Here is a 23,891-nt window from a genome sequence, read left to right on the forward strand (position 1 = left end):
CGGATCAAATGGTTGCTGAGTCGATAACGTATCTGTATCTCGCCTCTTTGTTTACAACTTTTTTCCATGCCTCGGTGATCTCTTCGGCTGTAATCATCTCGATTTGCGGATAGATCTTATGTTCAGCACAGTAATCCACCACTTCCTGTGTCTCTTTCATCCCCCCGATAAGCGACGCGTTGAAATTGACCCTGCTTGCTGCCAGGCCGAGATTATTCAAGAGTATCTCAAATCGTTCCGGCATACCTACATAGGTAAAGAAACCTTTTGGTTTGACCGTAGCGACATAGGGAGCTACATCAAACTGATAAGGGATCGTACAGACCATATAATCCAGCTTACCTGCATGTTCATAGAGCTTTTGCGTATCGTCTACGACGATCACCTCTTTGGCGCCGAACCCTTTGATATCTTCCACTTTGTCTGCCGTTGTCGTAAAGGCATAGACCTCCGCCCCTTTGGAAACAGCGATCTTGATCGCCATATGCCCCAGACCGCCGATACCGGCCACGCCGACCTTGTCCCCTTTTTTGAGATCGAACTTCATCAGGGGCGAATAGGTCGTGATCCCTGCGCACAGAAGCGGTGCCGCGACTTTGAAGTCGAGGCTCTCGGGAATGTGCACCACATAGTGATCCCTGACGACGATGCTTTTCGAGTAACCGCCCTGAGAAATGCCTGTCGGCTCTCTTTTGTCGGGATAGCCGTAGGTGAAGAGGGTGTCGGGCTGATACTGCTCTTCGTTTTCGCACGTCGTACAGCCGTCGACCATACAGCCCACACCGGCCCTGTCGCCGACTTTGAACCCGGTGACGTTTTTGCCGACGGCGGCGACGATACCGACGATCTCATGCCCCGGGACCTGCGGGTACTGCTGCGGTCCCCAGTGCCCTTTCATCTGGTGGATGTCCGAGTGGCAGATCGAAGCGTACTTGATGTCGATAAGGACATCGTTGTCTCCGACGGGACGGCGTTCGAACTCCCACGGCTTGAACACACCGCTGGTGTCGAATACCGCATACCCTTTTGTTTTGATGTTTCCGTTCATCGTTTTTCCTTTTTCATCTGCGAAGAGTGTGGCTGGGTCGATAAAAACCAGACCGGCTCCCAGCACTGCCGATTTCTTGATAAAGTCCCTTCTGGACTGATCGTTCGTTTTGTGTTCCATCCGCGGCTCCTTGCATGGGATTGGTTGGCTGCCAAACGCAGCGACTGTATAAGTTTATTGTATAGCAATTTCCTAACCTGGGATAGAACGATCCTTTCTATTGATTGCCTATTTCTCCAAAAGTTGTATAATGGCCCAAATAAGGAGTGACCATGTCCACTGAGCAGCTTGACCGTTACCGCGATGAGATCAAAGACCGGATCGGGGCGGCATTCCGGGGCGAAAACGCCATATCTACCCCTGTCGATGCGCTCTCCTTTTACTACAGCACTACGCCGACGAACATGCTGGCGACCGTCTATGAACCCTCCATCTGTGTCATCGCACAGGGGGCCAAAGAGGTGGGCGTGGACGGAGAGCTTATCCCTTACGATCCCGATATGTACCTGCTAGCCTCCGTCCATATGCCCGCGCAGGTCCGCATCACCGAGGCATCGGAAGATCGCCCCTATATGGGTTTGACCATTACCTTTAGCATGGAGCAGATCTTCGACGTGCTCAAAGAGGTGGGGCGGTCGACAAACCCGTCGAAGGCTCCCAGAAGGGGGCTCTATTTCGGGGAGTTGCAGCCGCGCCTCCTCGACCCGGTTACCCGGCTGGTACGGCTTCTCGACACCCCCGAGGACATCCCGGTCATGGCACCCCTCATTACCAAGGAGATCCTCTATAACATCATGCGCGACGAGGGCGGCGACTTTATCCGGCAGTACGTCATGGACGGGAGTGCGACCCAGCGGGTCGTCAAGGCGATTACGAAGATCAAGGACGAGTTCCGCGAGGCGCTGCAGGTCAGAGAGCTGGCACACCATGTCGGTATGAGCGAGTCCTCCCTCTACGCGAATTTCAAGAAGATTACGGGGATGAGCCCGCTGCAGTTCCAGAAGAGCCTCCGCCTCCAGGAAGCGCGCCAGCTGCTGATGTCGCGGGACGTCGAAGCGGCGGAGGTCGCGTTCGAAGTGGGCTACGAAAGCCCGTCGCAGTTCAGCCGGGAGTACGCCAGGATGTTCGGGCTGCCGCCCAAGGCGGACACCCGTTTATAAAATTCCCCCTTTTTTCGTCCCAAAACGTAAAGTTGAACTTTACAAAAAAGAAAAAATTATAATAACTCTGTGATAGATCTGCGGTAGAATCGTTTAAAATTTCCGTCGGAGTGATATAGAATGTTTCGAATGATGACCGCTGCACTCCTGCTCGGCACGGCGGTGCTGGCCTACAACGCCCAGCCCCCGTTCGCGCAGGACAGACTGATACCGACCACGATCGAACAACAGGGCAAAAAGGTTGACGCCTTCAACCCCTTCAACAAATACAACGTCTTCATCAACTACGAGCTCGGCATGCACTGCGCCGGGTTCGACGAGAGCTACTGCTGCATCATCCCGCCCTACAACAGCATCCAGGCGCAGGGGGTCATCACCGGCAAGGATGGCAAGTCTCCCTATTTCATCCGCAAGGACAACGAGATCCAGCTCTACTACTTCGTGGATGACAACAGCTACTCCGAGGGGAACAAGATGCGCTACTGGGGCGTCAAGAAAGACGTCAACGGCAACGGCCGCACCGACGACAACAACGACAACCTCCCCAACTACGTCTGGAAGCACCTCTACATCTACGAGGACAGCCTGGGGACGATTCCCAAGGGCGCGACCAAGGCGGACCGCAAGTACCTCGGCCTCGACATGCCCATCAAGACCGACCACGGCCCGACGAACAAACCGCTGTACGGCGGCTACCTCGACTTTGCCGACGAGCACGGCGACAACGTCGTCATGACCGAGACGCTCATCCCCGAGCTGCAGGACGTGAAACTCAAGCTCAGCGCCGAGTACACCTGGGACGCCCTGGGGCTGCCGCTGACGGCCTTTACGGACACGGAGCGCAAAGGGACCATCCGCGGCGTCGACGACCGCACCTTCCAGCCCTACCAGGTCTCCAAAGTGCGCGTTCACGACAAGCACGGCAAAGCGATTCTCGATGACGAGAAGAGGGTCTACGAGTTTATGGGCACCAACCCCATCGACATTCCCAACTGCCAGGTCTGCCACTCCCGCCAGGGCGTCGCCGCCGTCAAGTCCCGCGAAGAGGGGGTCTGGCAGAGCGACACCGAGTACGACTACTGGATCGACTACCATCCCGACGTGACCGAGTACATGGCGCGGCTGGCCGAGGGGCTCATCAACATCCTCGCCCTGCACGACAAGCACCACGGCACGGACTTCCTGCGCGACTACAAGACCGACACGCCGAACTTCCGCCTGGGGACCGTCAGCTCCGTCAACTGTACCGACTGCCACGGCGACAACATCTCCGGAAACCTCAAGACGCCGCGTGACGGGGTGACGAGCTACAAGGCTGTCCATGCGAAGCCGCTGGCCGAGGCGGTCCACGGCTTCCACATGAAAGCGGCCCCGGTGCCCGACGGCGCCGACCGCCCGGCGAACTGCCAGGTCTGCCACCCGACCCACGGACAGGACAAGAGCATGAACGATGCCGACATGCTCTTCCGCCTCACGGACGCCTACGGCCGCAACATGGTCAAGAACAAGGACCTCCGCATCGCCGGGGGCGGCTGCTACAACGGCCGCGACGCCCACACGAACCCCGATGTCAAACCGCCGTTCTTCCTCAACAGTGTCGGCCGCTACTACCTTGAAGAGGTCAGCATGAAGGATGAAAAGGGCAAAAAGGTCGAGAAGATGCGCGGGCTCTACTGTACGCACTGCCACAATGCGTTGTCGCGGGAGCTCTACGCCTATGACGCCATCAAGGACCCCAAGTACCAGTCGGGCAAGACCCTGCGCAACCGCGACCTCAAAACGGTCGTCTCAGCACTGGCCGGCGGCAGCATGAAGAAGTTCGCGGCGATGGCCGACCCGAAAGTCGCGGAGACGGAGGCCTACTATACGGAGCATGAGGGCGCGGTGCTCTCCACGGTGAAAGGGACGAAAAAAGACGGCAGTCCTATTCTCGGCGAGTGGGACGACCCGAAAGGCAAAGCGGTCGGTTACGATGCCGTCAGCGGCGGCTCCGACTGGTGGCTGGCGTCGGGCGAACCGCACTGCGCCGACTGTCACGCGGCGCCTTTCGTCGAGGACGAGGGCGGGGACTACTTCCCGATGGACCAGAACAAGAAGTACGCTCTCTACCGCCACTCGAAAGGGCACGGCAAGCTCTCCTGCCAGAGCTGCCACGAGTCGACGCACGGCCTCTACCCGACCCGCTTCGACGGGACGCGCAGCATCGACCAGACGACCCACGACCAGGCCATGCAGTACAGCCCCGACGGCGAATACGCCGGCCCGGTCACCTGCAGCGCCTGCCATACGGTCAACAAAGAGGGCGTCCCGACGTCACTTGCGGGCACGGAGTACGAGCACGACTACTGGGCGTCGGTCACCCTGATGCACTTCATGCGCCAGAAGAACTTCGACATGCTCCTGCCCATCCACGAACTGCTGGAGCGCTACCCCTACAAACGTTCGAAACAGATCGTCGAGGAGAGCTGGAAGTAATCGCCGGGGCTGCGGCCCCCGCTGTTTTTTCCTTTTTCAGGGTGCTTCGGTGATCAGGACTTCTGCTCCCTGCTCTACAAAGTGCCACCGCGTGGTGACGGTCTGCGCCAGAAACGGACGGTCGTGACTGACGAGGAGCAGGGCCCCTTCATAGGCGGTCAGGGCGGCTTCGAGCAGTTCGATCGCTTCGAGGTCCAGGTGGTTGGTGGGTTCGTCCATGATGATAAGCCCCGGCTTCTTCTCCATGCCCAGCGCCAGCATTAGTTTGCGCACCTCGCCCGGACTGGGGATCGTGCTCTGCAGCAGCAGCCCCGGATCGCTTCCCAAGCGGGTGATCAGGCCCATCACTTCTCCCTTGCGCACGGCGTCCAGCCCGGAAACCTCCTGCATCAGTTGTCGTGATGCCGATGCACCGACCTCCTGGGGGATGTAGAGCACCTCGTCGTACCATGTCTGCGTCGCAAGGAGGTGGCGCAGAAAACTGCTTTTGCCGCTCCCGTTTGGGCCGGTGATGCCGATTTTTTCTCCCGCATCGATCCGCAGTCTCGGCACCTTCAGCCGCCGCCGGTCGTTTAGGTCGAGTGTAACGGCTTCGACGGTGACGGGAAAGAGCTTTCGGTAGCGTCCCGCTTCCAGGACAATCCCTTTCTCGAAGACGCGCGCGACCGTCCCCCGTTCCGCTTCGGCCCGCGCGAGGCGGCTCTTATAACGCTCCAGTATCTTCCCGTCGGTCGCATCCTTCCCCGTAAAAACCGCCAGTTCCAGCTTCTTCTTGGTATCGATGTCTTTGGGGTTTACATGCCGCTTGGAGACCCGGGCGTCGGAGCGGTCCGCTTTTTGACGCTGTGCCTGTACCTGGCGCTTGAGTTTTTTGACGGTTTTGCTGTGCCGTTCGTGCTCTTCGCGTTGAAAGGCCGCTTCTTTCGCCCGCTCCGTTTTGGCGACGGAGTAGGGGGTGTGGCGCAGGTCGGGTGCGCCCGCTCCCAGGAAAAGGGTGTGGCGGCACAAACCGTCAAGCAGCTCCCGGTCGTGGCTGATCAGTATCCCGATACCCCGGTAGCGCTGCAGGGCGGTGGTCAGCAGCGTTTTGGAGGCTTCGTCGAGGTGATTGGTCGGTTCGTCCAGGACGAGGAGGGGCGGGTTTTTGTAGAGTGCCGCGGCGATCTGGGCACGTTTGCGCTCCCCGTGGCTGAGCTGTTCCCAGCGCCATTGCCAGGCGGGCTCGATCTTTAAAGCGTCGCGCAGCCGTACCGCGTCACCGTCGAAGGCTTCCATAAAGGCGGCAAACGCCTCCGGTACCCGGTCGGTGCGCTGGTCGCAGTAGATGGCGTCGCGGTTGTGCCTTATGGTCCCGTTCGCAGGATGCAGTCGGCCGCAGATCAGTTGTGCCAGCGTCGTCTTGCCGCTGCCGTTTGGGCCGACGATACCGCTCCAGCCTTCATAAAACTGCAGGGTCAGGTTTTCAAAAAGCGGCTCGTAACTGCCGGGGTATTTGAAAGTGAGGTGTTCTATCTGGAGAGGTCGGGTCATGAATATCCTTGTAATCATCTGATGGACGGATCGATTATCAAGGATGGAAAGCGATGAGTGAAATTATCCTGATAATCGTTTAGTTCAGAATAATGTTCATTGGTACGCTCCTTGTAGACAGTGGTGACATTATATACTACCGGTCTGAGCTTTGTCCAGGCGCAGGCTGCCCGTTCGGTGCAGAGCGGGATGCCGTATAATGCGACCATCAGACATCAAAGGGAGGAGTGATATGCCGGAACTGCCCGATGCAAATGCCCTTTACAGCGCCCTGGAATCATTGAACCTGCTCGAAGGGAAACCGCCGATGTGGTGGCCGGAGTACGGTACTTTTGCCGTCGTTGTCGGGGCGGTTTTGACGCAGAACAGCCAGTGGACGCGGGTGGAGCAGTCGCTTGCCAACCTGGATACGGCGGGGGCGCTCAGCGCCGAAGCGCTTGCAGACGCCGATCCCGGCGAGTTGATGGAGCTGATCCGCCCCAGCGGGCTTTTCAAGAACAAGGCAAAGGTGTTGCAGGCCCTCTCTGCGGCGCTGCTGGAAGCCTACGGCGACTTTGAGACCTTCCGCGATGAGGTCAGCAGGGAGTGGCTGCTGGAGCAGAAGGGGATTGGCCCGGAGACGGCGGACTCCATCCTCTGCTACGCCTGCGGGCGCGACGCGATGGTCGTGGACGCCTACACATCCAGGCTCACGCGGGCCTTCGGCTTCGAGCACGAGAGCTACGACGACCTGCAGGCGTGGTGTGTCGAGGGGCTGGAGGGACGATTTGAGACGCAGGAGCTTCACTCAATCTACGCCCTTTTCCACGGGATGATCGTCGAGTACGTCAAGCGGTACAAGAAGGGGAAAGCGGTGGACGTGGGGGCGTTAGCGCCCCTGCTGTGAACCGCCCTGTGCTTTTTCGATCTGCTGCTGGTGGAGCTGATGCGGGGTAAGCCGGGCCGAGGGGGAGAAGAGCAGGGCGTAGGCGAGCATCAGCATCGGGATGCCGATACCGATAATCCCCGCCAGCCACATCTGCCCTTTGTGCGGCGGCTTCGGCGGCCCCTTCTCCCCGGCGCGGATGAGCAGGTACATCACGGCGATCGCGATCAGCGTGGCGAAGAAGACGGTGACGAAGACGACCATAGCGGCCCTGGTAACGGGATCATCCAACATGCTATAACTTTAGCCCAATCACAAAGCGTTTGTCAAAGGGGGCGAAGCGAACCGGGGCCGGAAATGCGCTATGATAGTGCAAAATCTGCCAAGGTCGGATGCATGGGAAACCGTAAAAGCTACCTCGGACGCTATGAACGTGATGCGCAGGGTCGGTATATCATCGATGTGGCGGCAGAGCGGCCCGAAGCGCTTTACAACTATTTCGACAAGCATGCCGACTACCTGCGCCGGGACCTCGACCAGGAACTGACGGACTACCTGACGTCGTCTGCCAAAGAGCTGCCGGGGACACCGCTGGTCATCCGTTTTACTTTCGCAGAGCAGGAAGCTAAAGAGAAGTACGCCCGCATCCGCAGCAGCATCGGCACGTTTTTCCAGTACATGGCCGAGCTGGAGCGGGAGACGACGGCGGAGATGCTGCGCAAAGCGGGGATGCTTTTTGCCGTCGGCGTGGCCATCATGTTCCTGGCCGTCTGGGTACGGCAGTGGATTGGCGAAAGCCCCTCCGTCGTCGGGGAGGTCTTCGCCGAGGGGCTGACCGTGGCGGCCTGGGTGTCGCTCTGGGAAGGGGTGGCCCTCGTGCTGCTGGAGTGGCGCCCCCACCGCAGACGGGTACGGCGCTACGAACGGCTGGAGGCGGCGGAGGTCCAGTTCCGCAGCAAGGCATAAGTGTGAGACTATTTCAAGGTGTAATCAGGAGGTTTGATGGAGTGGTTTGAACAGGCGGTCGCGGCGGCGGCGGGTTTTATCTGGGGGGCGCCGGTCCTCATACTGCTGGTCGGTACGGGGCTGTTCCTGACCGTCAGGCTGCGGGGGCTCCAGTTCCGTGCGCTGGGCCACGCCTTCAAACTGATCTGGCACCGCAACGACGAGTGCGAGGGGGACATCTCCCACTTCGCCGCGCTGATGACGGCCCTGGCCGCGACAGTAGGCATCGGGAACATCGTCGGGGTGGCGACGGCCATCGCACTGGGGGGTCCCGGCGCCGTCTTCTGGATGTGGGTCATCGGGCTTATCGGGATGGCGACGAAGTATTCCGAAGCGGTCCTGGCGGTAAAGTACCGGGTCAAAGGGAGCAACGGCATGAAGGGCGGGCCGATGTACTACATCTCCGAGGGCGCCGGGCTGCCGTGGCTGGGCGCGGCCTTCGCCGTGTTTACGGCGGTGGCGGCTTTCGGTATCGGCAACATGGTGCAGTCAAACGCCGTGGCATCGGCGCTGCAGGGCCAGTTTGCGCTTCCCACCTGGGTGACCGGGATTGTCCTGACCATTCTTTCGGGGGTCGTCATCCTCGGCGGCATCAAGTCCATCGCCCGCTTTACGAGCGTCCTCGTCCCCTTTATGATCGCCGGGTACGTGCTGGGGGCGCTCGCCATCATCGTGCTGAACCTTGACAAGGTGCCGGGGGCGTTCGGGCTCATCTTTACCCATGCCGTCACGCCGATCGCCGCAGGGGGCGGCTTCGTCGGGGCGACGGTGGCGGCGGCAATAAGGTACGGGGTCGCACGGGGCGTCTTCTCGAACGAATCGGGCCTCGGTTCCGCGCCCATTGCCGCGGCGGCGGCCAAAACGGATTCGCCGACGCGCCAGGCGCTGGTCAGCATGACGCAGACCTTCATCGACACGCTGGTCGTCTGTACGATGACGGCCCTGGTCATCCTGATGGCGCCGCAGTGGCACGAAGGGGTGGCGGCAGGGGAGCTGACGATGGTGAGCTTCACCCACTTCCTGGGCGTTGCCGGGACGGTGATCGTGACGGCGGCGACGGTGCTCTTTGCCTACTCGACGCTGATCGGCTGGGGCTACTACGGCGAAAAGGCGATCGAGTACCTTTTCGGTGAGGGGCACATCCGCTACTACCGCATCGTCTTCGTCCTGATGATCTTTGTCGGGGCGGTACTGAAGCTGGAGCTGGTCTGGAACATCTCCGACCTCTTCAACGGGCTGATGATCATCCCGAACCTGATCGGCCTTCTGCTGCTGCACAAGGTGATCGTGGGCGAGACCGAGCGCTATTTCGGCGGAAGTAAAACGGAGTAGGGTCTCAATGCAGACGCTCTTCTGGATCGGGTTGCTCTTTGGGGTCGGGTACGCTGCCGGTCTGCTCAGTGAACGCTTCCGTCTGCCGAAGGTGACGGGGTACCTGCTGACCGGGCTGCTGCTCAGCCCCTCCGTCAGCGGAATCCTCCCGGTCTCCTTCATGGAGGGGAGCCGCGAGATCGTCCATTTCGCACTGGCGGTAATAGCCTTTATGATCGGCGGCTCGTTGAAGCTTGACAAGATCCGGAAGCTGGAAAAGAGCATCATCGCGATCATGCTGGGGGAGTCGGAACTGGCCTTTCTGACCGTTTGGGCCGGTATGGTTTTCGGCCTGACCTTTCTGCTCCCCGGGAAGGGGGAGGATGTCGTGCTGATCACGGCGCTTTTCCTCGGGGCTATCAGCGCCGCGACGGCCCCGGCCGCCGTGTTGGCGGTGATCCACCAGTTCCGTGCCCGCGGGCCGCTGACGCTCACCATCCTGGGGGTCGTGGCGACGGATGACGCGGTGGCGCTCATTAACTTTTCGGTGGTGCTCGGCATCGCTTCGACCCTGATGGGGTTGACCGACGCACCGCTCTTCGTCTCCCTGATCTCCCCTTTTGTCGGTATCGCCGTTTCGCTGGCCTGCGGTATCGCCGCGGGGTGGCTGCAGGCGCTGCACCTGCGCTATGTCGCCTCTGAGAGCGCCCTGGTGATCTCGTCGGCGGCAGTGTTGCTGCTGCTCTACGGCAGCATGGACACGTTCGGCTTCGACGGCCTGCTCGCCGCCATGGCGTACGGGATGACGCTGGTCAACAGCAGCGCCCGGAGCGATGCGCTCTTCCTGACCATCAGGCACCATTTCGAAGAGATGATCTTCGTGCTCTTTTTCCTCATTTCCGGGGCGACGATGGAGCTGGAGGTGATGGCGCAGGTGTGGCCGGTCGCGCTGCTCTACGTGGGGCTCCGCCTGATGGGGAAGGTTGCGGGGAGCCGGGTCGGTGCGCGCCTGTCGGGGGCACCCGAAGCGGTGCGGATGCACATCGGTCCGGCGCTGATGCCGCAGGCGGGGGTGGCGCTGGGGCTCGCGCTGATCCTTTACCACCACCCCGAGTTCGGCGCCATCGGGACGACGGTGCTCAATACGGTTATTGCCGCCACGGTGGTGAATGAACTGGTCGGCCCGCTGCTGCTGAAGCGGATGCTGGTACGCGCAGGCGAAGTGGAGGAGAAACGATGAAAACAGTGACTGTGGGAATGTTCCTGGAACGCTCTAATGCCCCGTACGGTGCCGTGACGGTACGCAAAGAAGCGACGCTGCGGGAGATCCTGGGCACGATGCTACGGCATGGGGAGGAGCGGGCGGTTTTCGTCGTCGACGACGACGGTGCGCTGGCGGGAGTCGTCTCCCTGGGTGCCCTGGCGCGCCATGTCATGCACGAGGGGATCGCCCCGCAGAACGGCTTTTCGCCCGCCACCGATATCCTCCACTATCTGACGGCGGAGAACGCCGCGGACATCATGGAGACGGAAGTGGTCTGCTGCAGCCTGGAGGAACCGCTGGAGGACGTTCGGCAGAAGATGCTGAGCCGGAAGGTCTACAAAGTCCTCCCGGTGGTGGATGGCTCCTACCGTGTTATCGGGGCGCTGAACCTGATCGCACTGCTGGAAGCCTCCCTGGCGGAGGAGTGAAGCGTCAGGCGGCTGAAGGAGCGAAGCGGATGCAGAAGCGGTGCGTCCCTTCGCGGTAGTCGTAGTCCAAAGTGAAACCGTGGGCCTGCATGACGGTGTCGGTGATGGAGAGACCGAGGCCGAGCCCGCCGGCCGGGTTGGCGCTGGAGAAGGGCTGCATGATTGTGTCCAAAGGCACGTCCAGCGGTGCGCCCTTGTTGGCGATGCAGATCCCCTCGCGGTCGGCGGTGACGGTAACAGGAAGTTCGCTGCTGTATTTCAGCGCGTTGTCGAGGAGGTTGCAAAGCGCGCTGACGAAGAGCGGGGCATCGGCGTCGATGCTGACATCCGGGTCGGCGGTGATACGCAGTGCCTGGCGCCGCTCCGCGGAGAGGTAGAGCTGGTTCACAGCCGTTTCGAGCAGGGCAGCGGCCTTTTGCGGCGTGCGGTCAAGCCCGACGCTCTGGAGCTTTTCGATCTGGGCGACGCCGTTGATCAGGTCGTCCATGCGGCTGAAGAGGCGGTTGAGGTAAGCGGTCTGTTCGTTTTCTTCCATCATCGCCAGGGAGAGTTTGCCCTTGGTCAGCGGGGTTTTCAGCTCATGCATGACGTTGCGCAGAAAGAGCTGGCGTGACGCGCGCAGCTGCCGGAGCTGTTCCAGGGCATCATTGAACTCGTTGGCGATCGCCGCAATCTCGTCACGGCGCGTGCTGGAGGTGTCGATATCGAGGTCGCCGCGGCCGAAACGGCGGATCTGGGTATGCAGATCGCGCAGCGGCAGGAGGCTGCGGCGAAGCAGGACATAGAGGGTGACGAGCCCCGCCAGCAGGAACACGAAGATCAGCTGCAGGCCGCCGAAGTTTTCGGCGGGCCGTTCATCTTTGACAAGGAAGGGATCGCGCCGGAGCGTGGAACGGAAGTAGTAGCTCCCGTCTGCCTCGTAGAGACGCAGCGGCGGTCGCTCCCGGTGTTCCCGCGCGTCATGGTCGTCCGCGTTACGGGGCGGCTGTAGTTCCCTGGCGTTTTTGGGCAGGGCGTCGGGGGTGAGCAGCGCAAACTGCGCCTCCGCGAGCGCGGAAGTGCGTTCGGCACGATCCGTACTGCGGAGGTGGTGCAGCAGACGTGCCAGTTCCATCCCCCGCAGGACCTCCCGGCGTGTTTCCATATGCGACGCGGTGACGTGGAACAGGGCGAATAGCAGCGCCAGTGTGACCAGTGCGAGCAGGAAGAAGAGGTTGAGTTTGAAAAAGATGGAGCTGCGGCGGGGCATGGTCACTCCGTAAACTTGTAGCCGACGCCGCGGACGGAGTGGATGAAGGCGGGGTGTTTGGGGTCCGTCTCGATCTTGCGGCGGATGCGGCCGATGAGCACGTCAATGCTGCGTTCCGTGCTCTCCCAGCCGATGGCGTCGACGTTATTGGCGATGAAGTCGCGGGAGACGACTTCGCCTTTGTGTTTGATGAGGAGGGCAAGGAGTTCATACTCGGCGACGGTGAGCGAGAGGGGTTCGCCCTCTTTGTCGATGCGCATGCGCGCGGTATCGACCGAAAAACGGGAGGATTGACGGGTGACGGTGCCCGCGTAGCGCCGCAGGTGGCTCTGGATGCGGGCGACGAGCTCGCGCGGTTCGTAGGGCTTGGGGAGGTAATCGTCCGCCCCGTATTCAAGGGCGATGACCTTGTCGCTGAGATCGTGCCGGGCGGAGGAGATGATGATGGGGATGTCGCTGCGTTCGCGAAGACGCCGGCACACCTCGAGCCCGTCGATCTGCGGCAGGGTCAGGTCGAGCAGCGCGGCATCGTAGGATTCGATGCCCAGCGAGCTCAGGGCGCTTTCGGGATGGGTGTAGGAGACGACCTCCATCCCATACTGCCCGAGGTAGCGTTCGAGCAGTGTGGTGATCTCGGTGTCATCTTCGATTAACAGGATTTTTGCCATTGCCTAGTCGTATTTTGGTCTCTTCATAGGCATTTTATCACGATCGCACCGTTTATCCATACGCTGTTTCATACGGTCGCTGCGCGCGGCGATGTAGGCTTTCTTCTGGTCGTCGGTGAGGACGGCGAGGATGCGGTCGTTCGTTTTGTCGCGCAGGTCGTCCATCTGGTCCATCAGTTTGAACCGTTCGTTGCGCGCCTCTATGCGGATGGTCTTGAGCTGGGCTTTCTGCGCCGTTGTGAGGTCAAGGGAGTTGAGAAGCATGCGGCTGTCGCCGTGCGGTCCCGCGAAAGCGGCAGTGCCGGCGGCTGCGAGCAGCGCTCCGATGAGAAGTGTCCGTTTCATGGTCTGTCCTTTGAAGGAGATTTTTCAAGAGGAAACATCCTCTTTACGTTTACCATGATAGGACGTCAATGTAAGCGGTGGCGCAACGGGGTGTAAACCGGTGTAAACGGGTAAAGTGTGCTAAGTGCTAAGTGCTAAGTGCTAAGTAGTAGGTAGTAGGTAGTAGGTAGTAGGCGGATCAGGCCCGCATCGATTGCCGTTTTGTCGATGCGCTTCCCTTTGCGGCCTCCCCGTCGCTGTTCTCCTCTGCGGCATAAGTGCGCAGAAAAGGCGGGAGGCGCTTGCCGTGGCCTTTGGCGAAATCCGCGGCCATGGCTCGGCCGACGTGCGCTTTGTCGCACTGTCTGACGTCGACGAGGTAGTCGAAGAGGAGGCGGGCCATCCGCTCCTGGGCGATCTTCCAGGTTGCCGCGGTCTCACCGTAGACCCAGGCGCTGAAATCCCGGAAGCCGTCAAAGACTTTTCCCTCGGGCCAGAGCAGGGCGACGCTGCGCGTAAAGTTGCCGCTGTTGTAGAGGATGTCCCAGTAGCGGGCGAAGCGCTTCATCTGCTGGATCTCCTCGAAGGTGACATGGGCCGTCTTGAGGACGTCGTAAGGCGGGGTGTCGGCGTAGATCATGCCGAAGGGGTCGTCGTGGCGGGCCATCGTCGTGCCGGAGAGCTTTTTGAGGATGCCGATCTGGATCTCCCCGCTGCTCCAGGAGACGAGGGTGTCGAGCCCGCGGGCGAAGCTCTCCAGCGTCTCGCCGGGGAGGCCGACGATAAGGTCGAGGTGGAGGTGGGCGCGGGTATGTTCCTCGAGGAAACGGAGGTTCTCCTCGATTTTCGCGAGGCGCAGGGGGCGGTGGATATTGTCGGCGATCTCGGGGTTGAGGGTCTGGATGCCGACTTCGAGCTGCAGGGCGGCCGGGGCAAACCGCGCGATGCGGCCGCGCAGCGCTTCGGGGAAGTGGTCGGGGATCACTTCGAAGTGCAGGAAATACGGTTCATTCTTGGCAAGGAAGAAGTCGAGGATCCTGTTGGCAAAGGCGAGTTTGAGGTTGAAGGTGCGGTCGATGAACTTGAAGCTGCGCACCCCGCGCTGCCACAGCTTCTCGAACTCCGCGGTCATGACATCGATGTCGAAGTAGCGCATCTTGTCGTCGATGGCCGAGAGGCAGAATTCGCAGAGGTAGGGGCAGCCCCGCGACGTCTCCAGGTAGACGTAGCGGTTTTCGATGTCGTTGCTGTCGTAGTCGTCGTAGGGGAGGGTGATGGCGGAGAGGTCGACCATCGGGGCCTTGATCATCCTTTCGTTCCGTTCTACACCTGCGAGCAGGTCGCGGCAGAGCTCGTAGAAGGCGATCTCCCCTTCGCCGCTGATGATATAGTCGGCGTGTGAGAAATCGACACGGTGGGGGAGGTGCGATGCCTCCGGGCCGCCCAGGACGATGACGGTTCCCGGGGAGACCTTCTTGAGGATGCCGATCAGCTCCGCGACGTCGCCGGCATTCCAGATGTAGGTGCTGACCCCGACGATCTTCGGTGCTTCCGCAAGGATACGCTCGGCGATCTGCTGGATGTTCTCGTTGATGACGAATTCGCGGATGACGCTCTGGGGGCGCAGTTCGCGCAGGTTGGCATAGAGATAGCGCAGCGCGAGGGAGGCGTGGCTGTAGCGAGCGTTGAAGGTGGCGAGAACGATGGTATGCATAACGGCATTGTAGCGCGTCGCAGAGCGCGGAAAGCTGATTCTAACGGGGGCGCGGCTATAATCAAACGAAAAAAAAGGAGATGGTATGCGCGTGATGGGAATGGTCTTCGCAGCCCTGCTGGTCCTCGCTCTGTTCGGCGGCTGTTCGGGCAAACAGGTCAACGACACGACAAACAGTATCGTCAACGACGTCAAACAGTTCGGACACAAGGTGACTGAGCAGCACTAAGCTGCCGGCGACCTATACTTTATTCTGGATCGTGATCTTCGTCGCTTCGAAGAGCTCGGTCGCTTTCTGGATCATCGGTTCGTCGAGAATGGCATTGCCGTCGATCTCCCGGGTGCTCAGGTCCGGCTCGCAGTTCCCCGTGACGCAGCTGCCCGAACCCGTTTCGACCTCTTCGGTCATGGAGGCGCTCTGGGGCGCCTCTTCTACAGCACTGTAGCTCTCCATATAGGCGGGGCGCTCTTCCATCTCTTCTACCGCAGACACGCTGTTCTCTGAACCAAAACCGGTTTCGGGCATCGGAGCTTCGTTTACCGGTCCGGAAACCGGTTCAGGCTTTGGGGCAGCTTCCTCCGCCGGTTTCGAGCAGGGGTTGTGCTTGATCTTCGTCTCGAACCCGAACACCTCCCGTACCAGCTGTTTGATCACCGGGAAACCGTGCTTGAGCTTGGTGCGGCAGTCGTCGTCGGCGCAGCTCTCCCAGGTGAGGGTGTCGTCGCCGTAGGCGATGAAGGTGATCTGTTCGCGGAAACATTTGCCGAGATCCGCGCTGCGGTCATCGATGCGTTCACAGAGCGCTTCGAACTTCGCGAGCGCGGGGTCGGGTGCCGGCGCAACGACAGGTTCCGGTTCGGGAGCAGCTGCTGCTTCCGGTGCGCTTTCGCTTCCTGTGACAGGCGCTGCGCTAGCGGTGGGGGCCGCCGGGGCAGTAGTAGCAGCGGGGATGGCAGGTGCCGCGTGGGCGTAAGCGACGCTGTCGGGGCGGCCGACCTGGGCCTCGAGGGATTCGATCATCTGGTCGATCTCTTTGACCTTCAGCGCCTCGATCATCTTGAAGAAGATCAGCCCCAGGACGAAGCTTCCCTCGGCGTTGATGGCGAAGAGGGACTTCGCTTCGCTGAGGATGCGGAAGAAACGTTCCAGCAGCAGCGGGGAGAAACGGGCGTCGTCATGGTCGTAGAGGCGCTCTTTGAGCCAGGAGGTCAGTTCGTCGACGACCATCTCCGCCTCGTAGGCCTCCAGTTCCCGGAGCGTGTCGACAAGCCGTGCGCGGTCCTTGGAAAAGATGACGCCGAAGAGCGACTCGAAAAACTGCGGGTCGATGAGGCCCAGCATCTCCGTGACGGTGGAGACGTCGACGTGGTGCTTGGAGTAGATGATGGCCTGGTCGAGCAGGGTCAGGGTGTCGCGCAGGCTTCCCGAACCGCTGCGGGCAAGGATCTGCAGGGCGTCGGGTTCGTAGGTGATGTTCTCGAGGTTGAGAATGTGTCGCAGGTGCGCGCTGACGTCCTGGTTCGAGATCTTCTTGAAACGGAAGTGCTGGGTCCGGCTGAGAATAGTCGCGGGCAGTTTCAGCGGGTCGGTCGTCGCGAGGATGAACTTGACGAAGGGCGGGGGCTCTTCCAGGGTCTTGAGCAGGGCGTTGAAGGCCTCCTTGGTGAGCATGTGCACTTCGTCGATGATGAAGATCTTGAACTTCGCGCTGGCCGGCTGGTATTTGGTGTGCTCGATGAGGTCGCGGATATCGTCGATCTTGCGGCTGGAGGCGGCGTCCATCTCGATGATGTCCATATGGCGTCCCTCGTTGGCGGAGACGCAGTGTTCGCACTGTTCGCAGGGGTGCGAGGTCGGCCCGTTTTCACACATCAGCGCCTTGGCGAAGATCCGCGCCGTCGAGGTCTTGCCCGAACCGCGCAGGCCGGAGAAAAGGTAGGCGTGCGAGAGGCGCTTCGAGTCCAGTGCCAGGGAGAGCGTCTGTGCGATCGTCTCCTGCCCGATGAGGTCTTCAAAACGGCGGGGACGGTACTTCAGTGCCAGGACTTGCGAGCGCTCGTTCAAACGGATTCCTTTGTTGCATAATTGGGTTTGAGTTTAACACAGTGTCGATTAGTTCTGGGTGAGTTTTGACATTGGCTACAATGCATTAAACATTTCGGAGGAGTGATGACGCGCAGAGCCTTTTTACAGAAGAAACTTAACGGGCAGCTGGCATTGATGTTCGGCCTGATCATCGCCGGTCTGGTGACGATCGTATGGATACAATCCGTGCCCGTAGCGGTGGGGGTGGTGATCGCTTTTGTCATTGTCAGCCGTACAGGCTATCACCGTTTCAAATGCCCCTGCTGCAAGCAGTCGGTCTACACGGCGATCGTGAAAGAAACGAATCTTTTCCTCTCGAACGTGCCGTCGCACTGTCCCCGATGCGGCTGCGATTACGACGCACCGATGTAAGGGGCTTCAGCGCGCTCCGAGCTCCAGCCAGTTTGCCGCGACCTGCCGCAGCCCGTCGGGGTTTTCCGAGGCGAAGAATTTCATCTCGGTGTTCGCGGCACTCTCTTTGATGCCGTAATGGGCTTCGAGGTACTCCACGATCGCTTCGCCGGAGTGGATCATCAGCGCTTTATCCCCGAAATAGCTGGAGATGGCCCCGGCGATGAGGGGAAAGTGGGTGCAGCCGAGGATGACGGCATCCGGGGCTTTGCAATCGGCGAAGTAGTGGTGCATCGTGCTTTCAAGCACTTCGCCCTCGAAGAGCCCCTCCTCGACGATGGGGACGAAGAGCCCCGTCGCCTTGGCCTCGACGTTGCGGTAGCCGTGGGTGGTCAGCAGCTGCTGGTAGGCCCCCGAGCCGACAGTCGCCTTCGTGCCGAGCACGAGGACCTCCGCGTCGCTGTTTGCCAGGGCGTTCTTCGCGGCGAGGATGCCGGGCTCGACGACGCCGACGACGTCAAAGGGGGCCTGGGCACGCATCTCTTCGAGGGCATAGGCGCTGACGGTGTTGCAGGCGACGATGAGCAGGTCGATGTCGAAGTTTTTGAAAAATTCCACCGCTTCGAGGGCGTAGCGGATAATGGTATTGCGGTCCTTGACCCCGTAGGGGACGCGGGCAGTGTCGCCGTAGTAGACGATCTCGTCGAAGAGGCGGTGCTCCAGCAGGGATTTGACGACGGTCAGGCCGCCGATACCGCTGTCGAAAACACCGACGCGCACAGCGTTAGCCCTCGTTCATCATGGAGAGGAATTCGTCGTTGGACTTCGTCTTCTGCATCTTGGTGTAGAGGAAGCGGAGCGCCTCGACCTCGTCCTCCTGCTTATGCAGCATGGAGCGGAGGATAAAGACCTTCTGCAGGACGTCCGGACCGACGAGGAGCTCCTCTTTGCGGGTACCGGACTTGAGGATGTCGATCGCCGGGAAGATACGGCGGTCGGAGATCTTGCGGCTGAGCACGACCTCGGAGTTACCCGTCCCCTTGAACTCTTCGAAGATGACCTCGTCCATGCGGCTTCCCGTTTCGATCAGGGCCGTCGCGATGATGGTGAGGGAGCCGCCGTTCTCGATGTTACGGGCGGCACCGAAGAAGCGCTTGGGTTTGTGCAGGGCGTTGGCGTCGACACCCCCCGAGAGGACCTTACCGCTGGAAGGTGTAACGGTGTTGTAGGCGCGGGCGAGACGGGTGATGGAATCCAAAAGGATGACGACGTTCTTGCCGATCTCTACGCGGCGCTTGGCGCGCTCGATGACCATCTCGGCGACCTTGACGTGGTTCTTCGCCGGCATGTCGAAGGTGGAGGAGTAGACCTCGCCCTTGACGGAGCGCTCCATGTCGGTGACCTCTTCGGGGCGTTCGTCGACGAGCAGGACCATCAGTTCGACTTCGGGGTGGTTGTGGGTGATGCCGTGAGCAATCTCTTTCATGAGCTCCGTTTTACCCGAACGCGGCGGGGCGACGATGAGGCCGCGCTGCCCTTTACCGATGGGGGAGAAGAGGTCCATCATCCGGCCGGTGAGGTGGGTCGGCTGGTACTCGAGCTTGAGCTGTTCGCTGGCGTAGAGGGGCGTAAGGTTTTCGAAGAGCGGGCGTTTTTTGCTCTCTTCGGGCGGTACGTAGTTGATCGCTTCGATCTTGAGCAGGGCGTAATAGCGCTCCTGGTCCTTCGGTGCACGGACCTGGCCGGTGACGACGTCCCCGTTACGCAGGGCGAAGCGCTTGATCTGGGTGCTGGAGACGTAGGCGTCGTTGAGGGAGTCGCTGAAGCTCTTGTCGACGGAGCGGAGGAAGCCGTAGCCGTCCTGCATGACCTCGAGGATACCGGTAAAGAGGATGAACCCTCCCTGGGCGGTCTGGGCTTTGAGGATTTCGAAGATGATGTCCTGGCGTTTGAGCTCGTTGGGGCTCTCGACGCCGAGCTCTTCGGCCATGGCGACCAGTTCGTCGATCGTCTTCTCTCTCAGGTCCTCTACGGTGTAGCCTTCGACGGGCTTATGGGTCCTGTTTTTATTGTTTCGTGAATTGTTGCTGCGCGAAGTATCGCTCATGAAGGTATTCCTCTATGTCTGCTGAGTGGATTTTTCTAAGTGAAGAAATCGAGGTCGTTAATGTGAAAGATTTCCCGTATTTTATACTATTTGCTTTTTACTTGTCAACAAGTAACGCGCTTTTTACCATCGCGGCGGTACAATGGCATCACTACTAATAGAGAGAGGAAGGAAGAGCTATTGATGAGAGCCTACCTTGAAAACGAGATTTCCGCTTCCATTGAGACCAAACAGAAGATTTTGAACGACGACGCCCTGCTGAACACGATCGAAGCGGCGGCTACGGCCTGTGTCGAGGCGTATCGCCGCGGCAATAAAACCCTGCTTGCGGGCAACGGCGGCAGCGCGGCGGATGCCCAGCATATCGCCGCAGAACTGGTCGGCCGCTACGGCTTCGACCGCCCCTCCATCCCGTCGCTGGCACTGACGACCGACACCTCCAACCTGACGGCGATCGGCAACGACTACGGCTACGACAAGGTCTTTTCCCGCCAGCTCGAAGGGATGGGCGTCGAAGGCGACATCTTCTTCGGCATCTCCACCTCGGGCAACTCCCAGAACATCGTCAACGCGTTCGAGAGCGCCAAGGCGAAGGGGATCACAACCGTCGCCCTTGTCGGCCGCGACGGCGGCAAGATGGGGCAGATGGCCGATATCGCCATCATCGTCCCTTCCAACGCGACACCGCGCATCCAGGAGTCGCATATCCTGATCGGGCACATCATCTGCGACGTGATCGAGAAAGAGCTTTTCGGCGACGGCGTCGGAGCATAGGCAAACAGACGATGCGTATGTCTGAGAATTCACAAAGAGCGCAAGGCGCGAGGGCACGCCGCCGAGGCGAACTCAGCGTTTGCGTAGCTGTCCGGACTTAGTTCGGATGGCGTTTTCATCAATGGGAAAACCCGCCCTTTTCCTCGATCGCGACGGCGTGATCAACGTCGATACGGACTACCTGTACCGCATCGAGGATTTCGAATTCATCGACGGCATTTTCGAGCTCTGTGCCGCCTACCAGGCGCGGGGGTTTTTGATCGTCGTCGTGACCAACCAGTCGGGCATCGCCCGCGGACGCTACAGCGAAGCGGATTTTGACCGTCTGACAGCGTGGATGGTGGGGGAGTTCGGCAAACGCGGTGTCACGATCGCCGGCGTCTATTACTGTCCGCACCATCCGGAGGTGACGGGGGCCTGCACCTGCCGCAAACCCGAACCCGGCATGCTGCTTCAGGCCGCCGAAGAGCTGGGAATCGACCTGTCGCATTCGGTGATGGTCGGCGACAAGGAGCGCGATATCGCCGCGGCCCACCGTGCCGGTGTGCGGGAGACCTACCTCTTTGATGCCGAAGCGCAGACGACCGAAGCATCGCGCATTATCACATCATTAAGGGAGCTGCTATGAAGATCCTCAATACCGGCGGGACGTTCAACAAACGCTATGATCCTGTCCTGGGCTCGCTCGAGGTCCCCTTTGACAACGAAGCGGTCGAGGATGTCGTCGAGAGCTTCGCCTACAGTGTCGAGATTGCCGGGATGCTCTATAAAGATTCGCTGGAGATGACCGATGAGGACCGCGAGCAGCTTATCAACATCATCGACGTCGACGACGAAGAGGTCTACGTCATCGTCCACGGTACCGATACGATGGACCTGACGGCCAAAGCCCTGGCGGAGTGGATGGAGGAGGATGAAGAGGAGCGGGTCATCGTCATTACCGGCGCCATGGTCCCTTTCAGCATCGACAAGACCGAGGCCAGCGTCAACCTGGGGATGGCGCTGGGCTTTGCGGCGACCGAGCCCGCCCCCGGGGTCTATATCTGCATGAGCGGGATCATCGCGCCTTATGACCGCATCCGCAAAAACCGTGGAGAGGGGATTTTCGAGATTGTCTAACGTCAAGTGCGACCACTGCCATCTGCAGTTCGATGAATCGGTGATGATCAAGGAGGGCGACCTCCATTTCTGCTGTAAAGGGTGCCAGGGGATCTACCACCTGCTCAAAGACGAGGGGCTGGAGCGCTTTTACGACAAGCTCGGCGAGGAGACCCTCGTGCCGCCGACGGAGCAGTTCGAGGACAGCGGCAACTTCAACTCACCGGCCTTCTACGACCGCTATGTTACGACGGACAGTGAAGGCTTCAGTGAGGTGTCGCTCATTATCGAGGGGATCCACTGCTCCGCCTGTGTCTGGCTCAATGAGAAGGCCCTGCACAAGATGGAGGGCGTCGTCGAGGCGCACATCAACCATACGAACAACAAGGCGCGCATCGTCTGGGACGACGAGGTGGTCAAACTCTCCCAGATCATCGACATGATCCGCGCCATCGGCTACGACGCTTTCCCGTATGATCCGCAGATCCAGGAAGCGCGGGCGGAGAAGGAGCGCAAGGACTACTATCTCCGCATCGCCGTCGCCGTTTTCGCGATGATGAACATCATGACCATCGCCGTCGCGCAGTACGCCGGCTTCTTTACGGGAATGACGCAGGGGATCAAGAATATCCTCAACGTCGCCGAATGGATTCTTTCGACGCCGGTGCTCTTTTACAGCGGCTGGGTCTTCTTCCGGGGGGCCTACTACGGCATCCGCACCCGCTCGGTCAACATGGACATCCTCGTCGCGACCGGGGCGTCGCTGACCTACCTCTACTCCATCTATATCACCCTCCTGGAGCTTGGGGAGGCGTACTTCGACTCGGTGACGATGATCATCACCTTCGTACTTGTCGGCAAGTTCCTGGAGGTGCTCAGCAAAAAGAGCGCCGCCGATACCCTCGACGTGCTTTCCAAGCATGTACCGGGGGAGGTGACCCTGCTTAAAGACGGCCTCCAGGTGAACGTCGGCGTCAGCGAGGTCGTCGTCGGCGACGTGATCCTGCTCAAGGCGGGGGAGAAGGCGGGCATAGACGGGGAGATCCTTCAAGGCGAGGGGAGTTTCGACGAATCGAGCCTGACGGGGGAGAGCGACCCTATCTACAAGCGGCCAGGCGACAATGTCGTCAGCGGTACGACGAGCATCGATGCCGTCGTACAGTACAAAGCGACGAAGGATTTTGAACACTCGACGCTGTCGAATATCCTGACGATGCTCGAACGCTCCATGGCGAAGAAACCGCGCATTGAACAGCTGGCAAACAGGCTCTCAGAGTACTTCTCCAGCGTCATTCTGCTGCTGGCGTTCGGTACTTTCCTCGTCTGGTGGTTCTGGCCGCACGATTTCAACATCGCCTTTATGGTCGGTATCTCCGTCATCGTCATCGCCTGCCCCTGCGCGCTGGCGCTGGCGACACCGGTGGCGACCCTGGTCGGCCTGGGGCAGGGGGCGAAACGGGGGATCCTCTTCAAAGAGGCTACCCAGCTTGAGACCCTGGCGCAGACCGATACCCTGGTGCTTGACAAAACGGGAACGATTACCGAGGGGCGGCCGCAGGTCGTCGACGTGCAGTGGTACGGCTCGGACAATGAAGGTTACCGTCTGAAGCTTCAGGCGCTGCTGAACGCCTCGAAGCACCCCGTCGCCATCGGCGTCTCCGAGTTTCTCAATGCGGAAACGGCCCCGGCGGCACTGCCGGTGCTTGACGAAGTGCGCCAGATCGCGGCGAAGGGGATGGTCGCGCGCTGTGAGGAGCAGATGCTCAGCGGCGGTAATGCCGCGCTGATGCGTGAACAGGGGATCGCTCCTACTGACGAGAGTGCACATACACTCTTCTATTTTGCCGTCGGCGAGACACTGGTCGCCCGTTTTGAACTGGCGGACAAGCCCCGTCCCGATGCCGCAGAGGCGATCCGTGCGCTGACCCATGCCGGCATTGACGTCATTATGCTGACGGGGGACCATGAACGCTCCGCACGCAAGATCGCGGAAGCCGTCGGGATCGAACACTACCATGCGGAGCTGACCCCCGAGGCAAAGGCGGCGTTGGTTGCACAGATGCAGAGCGAGGGGCATAAGGTCGTCATGGCAGGGGACGGTGTCAACGATATCCTCGCACTGGCCCAGGCCGAGATCGGCATCGCCATGGGCAACGGCAGCGACATCGCCATCGACGTTAGTGACGTGGTCCTGATGAACGATTCGCTCACCTCCCTCGAGGAGGCGTTTCGGATCGGCCGGGCAACCTACGGCCTGGTCAAACAGAACCTCGGCCTTTCGCTCGTGTATAATGCGATCACCGTGCCGCTGGCGATGGCGGGCTACATTATCCCGCTGGTCGCCGCGATATCGATGTCGCTGAGTTCCCTGCTGGTCGTGGGCAACTCGATGCGCATCGCCTACAGCTGGAAGCGTGCGGCGAAACGCCGCTGA

23 protein-coding genes are annotated in these 23,891 nt (G+C 60.3%); 13 read left to right on the plus strand and 10 right to left on the minus strand.

From position 1 onward, the window contains the following. Window positions 1-4: 4 nt before the first annotated feature. Window positions 5-1,168, minus strand: a complete 1,164-nt coding sequence (locus WCX49_RS02725; protein WP_345986043.1) for an NAD(P)-dependent alcohol dehydrogenase — start codon at window positions 1,166-1,168, stop codon at window positions 5-7. Between the two features lie 152 nt (window positions 1,169-1,320). Here WCX49_RS02725 and WCX49_RS02730 point away from each other — a divergent pair, with 152 nt between their 5' ends. Together WCX49_RS02730 and WCX49_RS02735 are read left to right on the plus strand one after the other, a co-directional pair. Continuing rightward, a complete protein-coding gene (locus tag WCX49_RS02730; RefSeq protein WP_345986044.1) occupies window positions 1,321-2,208 on the plus strand; it encodes an AraC family transcriptional regulator in 888 nt (295 codons plus the stop codon). 129 nt (window positions 2,209-2,337) lie between these two features. Further along, on the plus strand, window positions 2,338-4,683 hold the full coding sequence (locus tag WCX49_RS02735) for a hypothetical protein (RefSeq protein ID WP_345986045.1): 2,346 nt from the start codon (window positions 2,338-2,340) through the stop codon (window positions 4,681-4,683). 36 nt (window positions 4,684-4,719) lie between these two features. Here WCX49_RS02735 and WCX49_RS02740 read toward each other — a convergent pair whose 3' ends face one another. Continuing rightward, window positions 4,720-6,213, minus strand: a complete 1,494-nt coding sequence (locus WCX49_RS02740; protein WP_345986046.1) for an ATP-binding cassette domain-containing protein — start codon at window positions 6,211-6,213, stop codon at window positions 4,720-4,722. Window positions 6,214-6,445: 232 nt separating this feature from the next. Here WCX49_RS02740 and WCX49_RS02745 point away from each other — a divergent pair, with 232 nt between their 5' ends. Further along, window positions 6,446-7,099: a 3-methyladenine DNA glycosylase gene (locus WCX49_RS02745; protein WP_345986047.1), complete on the plus strand. Its 654-nt coding sequence runs from the start codon at window positions 6,446-6,448 to the stop codon at window positions 7,097-7,099. Here the strand turns inward: WCX49_RS02745 and WCX49_RS02750 are convergent. Continuing rightward, window positions 7,082-7,372 carry a hypothetical protein gene (locus WCX49_RS02750; RefSeq protein WP_345986048.1) on the minus strand — a complete coding sequence of 97 codons (291 nt, stop codon included), beginning with the start codon at window positions 7,370-7,372 and terminating at the stop codon, window positions 7,082-7,084. The genes WCX49_RS02745 and WCX49_RS02750 overlap by 18 nt on opposite strands. Window positions 7,373-7,474: 102 nt before the next feature. On the opposite strand from WCX49_RS02750, the gene WCX49_RS02755 reads away from it, so the two are divergent. The 4 genes from WCX49_RS02755 to WCX49_RS02770 are packed head-to-tail and all read left to right on the plus strand — an operon-like array spanning window position 7,475 to window position 11,086. Continuing rightward, window positions 7,475-8,044, plus strand: coding sequence for a hypothetical protein (locus WCX49_RS02755; RefSeq protein ID WP_345986049.1), 570 nt, complete (start codon window positions 7,475-7,477; stop codon window positions 8,042-8,044). 36 nt (window positions 8,045-8,080) lie between these two features. Beyond that, the gene (locus WCX49_RS02760) at window positions 8,081-9,415 is read left to right on the plus strand and encodes a sodium:alanine symporter family protein (protein WP_345986050.1); all 1,335 of its coding nucleotides are present in this window, start codon (window positions 8,081-8,083) and stop codon (window positions 9,413-9,415) included. Between the two features lie 7 nt (window positions 9,416-9,422). Further along, window positions 9,423-10,634, plus strand: coding sequence for a cation:proton antiporter (locus WCX49_RS02765; protein WP_345986051.1), 1,212 nt, complete (start codon window positions 9,423-9,425; stop codon window positions 10,632-10,634). Next, window positions 10,631-11,086 carry a CBS domain-containing protein gene (locus WCX49_RS02770; protein WP_345986052.1) on the plus strand — a complete coding sequence of 152 codons (456 nt, stop codon included), beginning with the start codon at window positions 10,631-10,633 and terminating at the stop codon, window positions 11,084-11,086. The genes WCX49_RS02765 and WCX49_RS02770 overlap by 4 nt, the downstream gene beginning before the upstream one ends. 4 nt (window positions 11,087-11,090) lie before the next feature. Here WCX49_RS02770 and WCX49_RS02775 read toward each other — a convergent pair whose 3' ends face one another. The 4 genes from WCX49_RS02775 to WCX49_RS02790 form a co-directional block, all read right to left on the minus strand. After that, entirely contained in the window at window positions 11,091-12,335 is a 1,245-nt protein-coding gene (locus tag WCX49_RS02775; RefSeq protein ID WP_345986054.1) for an ArsS family sensor histidine kinase, read from the minus strand. A 2-nt stretch (window positions 12,336-12,337) separates the two neighbouring features. Then, entirely contained in the window at window positions 12,338-13,003 is a 666-nt protein-coding gene (locus WCX49_RS02780; protein WP_345986055.1) for a response regulator transcription factor, read from the minus strand. 3 nt (window positions 13,004-13,006) lie between these two features. After that, window positions 13,007-13,348: a Spy/CpxP family protein refolding chaperone gene (locus WCX49_RS02785; protein WP_345986056.1), complete on the minus strand. Its 342-nt coding sequence runs from the start codon at window positions 13,346-13,348 to the stop codon at window positions 13,007-13,009. A 178-nt stretch (window positions 13,349-13,526) separates the two neighbouring features. Continuing rightward, window positions 13,527-15,041, minus strand: a complete 1,515-nt coding sequence (locus WCX49_RS02790) for a DUF4080 domain-containing protein (RefSeq protein ID WP_345986057.1) — start codon at window positions 15,039-15,041, stop codon at window positions 13,527-13,529. A gap of 85 nt (window positions 15,042-15,126) precedes the next feature. On the opposite strand from WCX49_RS02790, the gene WCX49_RS02795 reads away from it, so the two are divergent. Further along, window positions 15,127-15,270 carry a hypothetical protein gene (locus WCX49_RS02795; protein WP_345986058.1) on the plus strand — a complete coding sequence of 48 codons (144 nt, stop codon included), beginning with the start codon at window positions 15,127-15,129 and terminating at the stop codon, window positions 15,268-15,270. Between the two features lie 12 nt (window positions 15,271-15,282). Here WCX49_RS02795 and WCX49_RS02800 read toward each other — a convergent pair whose 3' ends face one another. Then, the gene (locus tag WCX49_RS02800; RefSeq protein WP_345986059.1) at window positions 15,283-17,106 is read right to left on the minus strand and encodes a DNA polymerase III subunit gamma/tau; all 1,824 of its coding nucleotides are present in this window, start codon (window positions 17,104-17,106) and stop codon (window positions 15,283-15,285) included. Window positions 17,107-17,211: 105 nt separating this feature from the next. Here WCX49_RS02800 and WCX49_RS02805 point away from each other — a divergent pair, with 105 nt between their 5' ends. Next, a complete protein-coding gene (locus WCX49_RS02805; protein WP_345986060.1) occupies window positions 17,212-17,499 on the plus strand; it encodes a hypothetical protein in 288 nt (95 codons plus the stop codon). Between the two features lie 6 nt (window positions 17,500-17,505). Here the strand turns inward: WCX49_RS02805 and murI are convergent, their stop codons facing one another. Then, entirely contained in the window at window positions 17,506-18,258 is a 753-nt protein-coding gene (gene murI / locus WCX49_RS02810; protein ID WP_345986061.1) for a glutamate racemase, read from the minus strand. 4 nt (window positions 18,259-18,262) lie between these two features. Continuing rightward, on the minus strand, window positions 18,263-19,585 hold the full coding sequence (gene rho, locus WCX49_RS02815) for a transcription termination factor Rho (RefSeq protein ID WP_345986062.1): 1,323 nt from the start codon (window positions 19,583-19,585) through the stop codon (window positions 18,263-18,265). 183 nt (window positions 19,586-19,768) lie between these two features. Here rho and gmhA point away from each other — a divergent pair, with 183 nt between their 5' ends. From gmhA to WCX49_RS02835, 4 genes are all read left to right on the plus strand, one after another. Continuing rightward, a complete protein-coding gene (gene gmhA / locus WCX49_RS02820) occupies window positions 19,769-20,359 on the plus strand; it encodes a D-sedoheptulose 7-phosphate isomerase (protein WP_345986063.1) in 591 nt (196 codons plus the stop codon). 121 nt (window positions 20,360-20,480) lie between these two features. Further along, a complete protein-coding gene (gene gmhB / locus WCX49_RS02825; RefSeq protein ID WP_345986064.1) occupies window positions 20,481-20,987 on the plus strand; it encodes a D-glycero-beta-D-manno-heptose 1,7-bisphosphate 7-phosphatase in 507 nt (168 codons plus the stop codon). Next, window positions 20,984-21,478 carry an asparaginase domain-containing protein gene (locus WCX49_RS02830; RefSeq protein ID WP_345986065.1) on the plus strand — a complete coding sequence of 165 codons (495 nt, stop codon included), beginning with the start codon at window positions 20,984-20,986 and terminating at the stop codon, window positions 21,476-21,478. Before gmhB ends, WCX49_RS02830 begins: the two co-directional genes overlap by 4 nt. Continuing rightward, complete coding sequence (locus tag WCX49_RS02835) at window positions 21,471-23,891, plus strand: heavy metal translocating P-type ATPase (protein ID WP_345986066.1); 2,421 nt, start codon at window positions 21,471-21,473, stop codon at window positions 23,889-23,891. The genes WCX49_RS02830 and WCX49_RS02835 overlap by 8 nt, the downstream gene beginning before the upstream one ends.

This window comes from Sulfurimonas sp. HSL-1656 (genome assembly GCF_039645585.1).
Lineage (GTDB): Bacteria > Campylobacterota > Campylobacteria > Campylobacterales > Sulfurimonadaceae > Thiomicrolovo > Thiomicrolovo subterrani.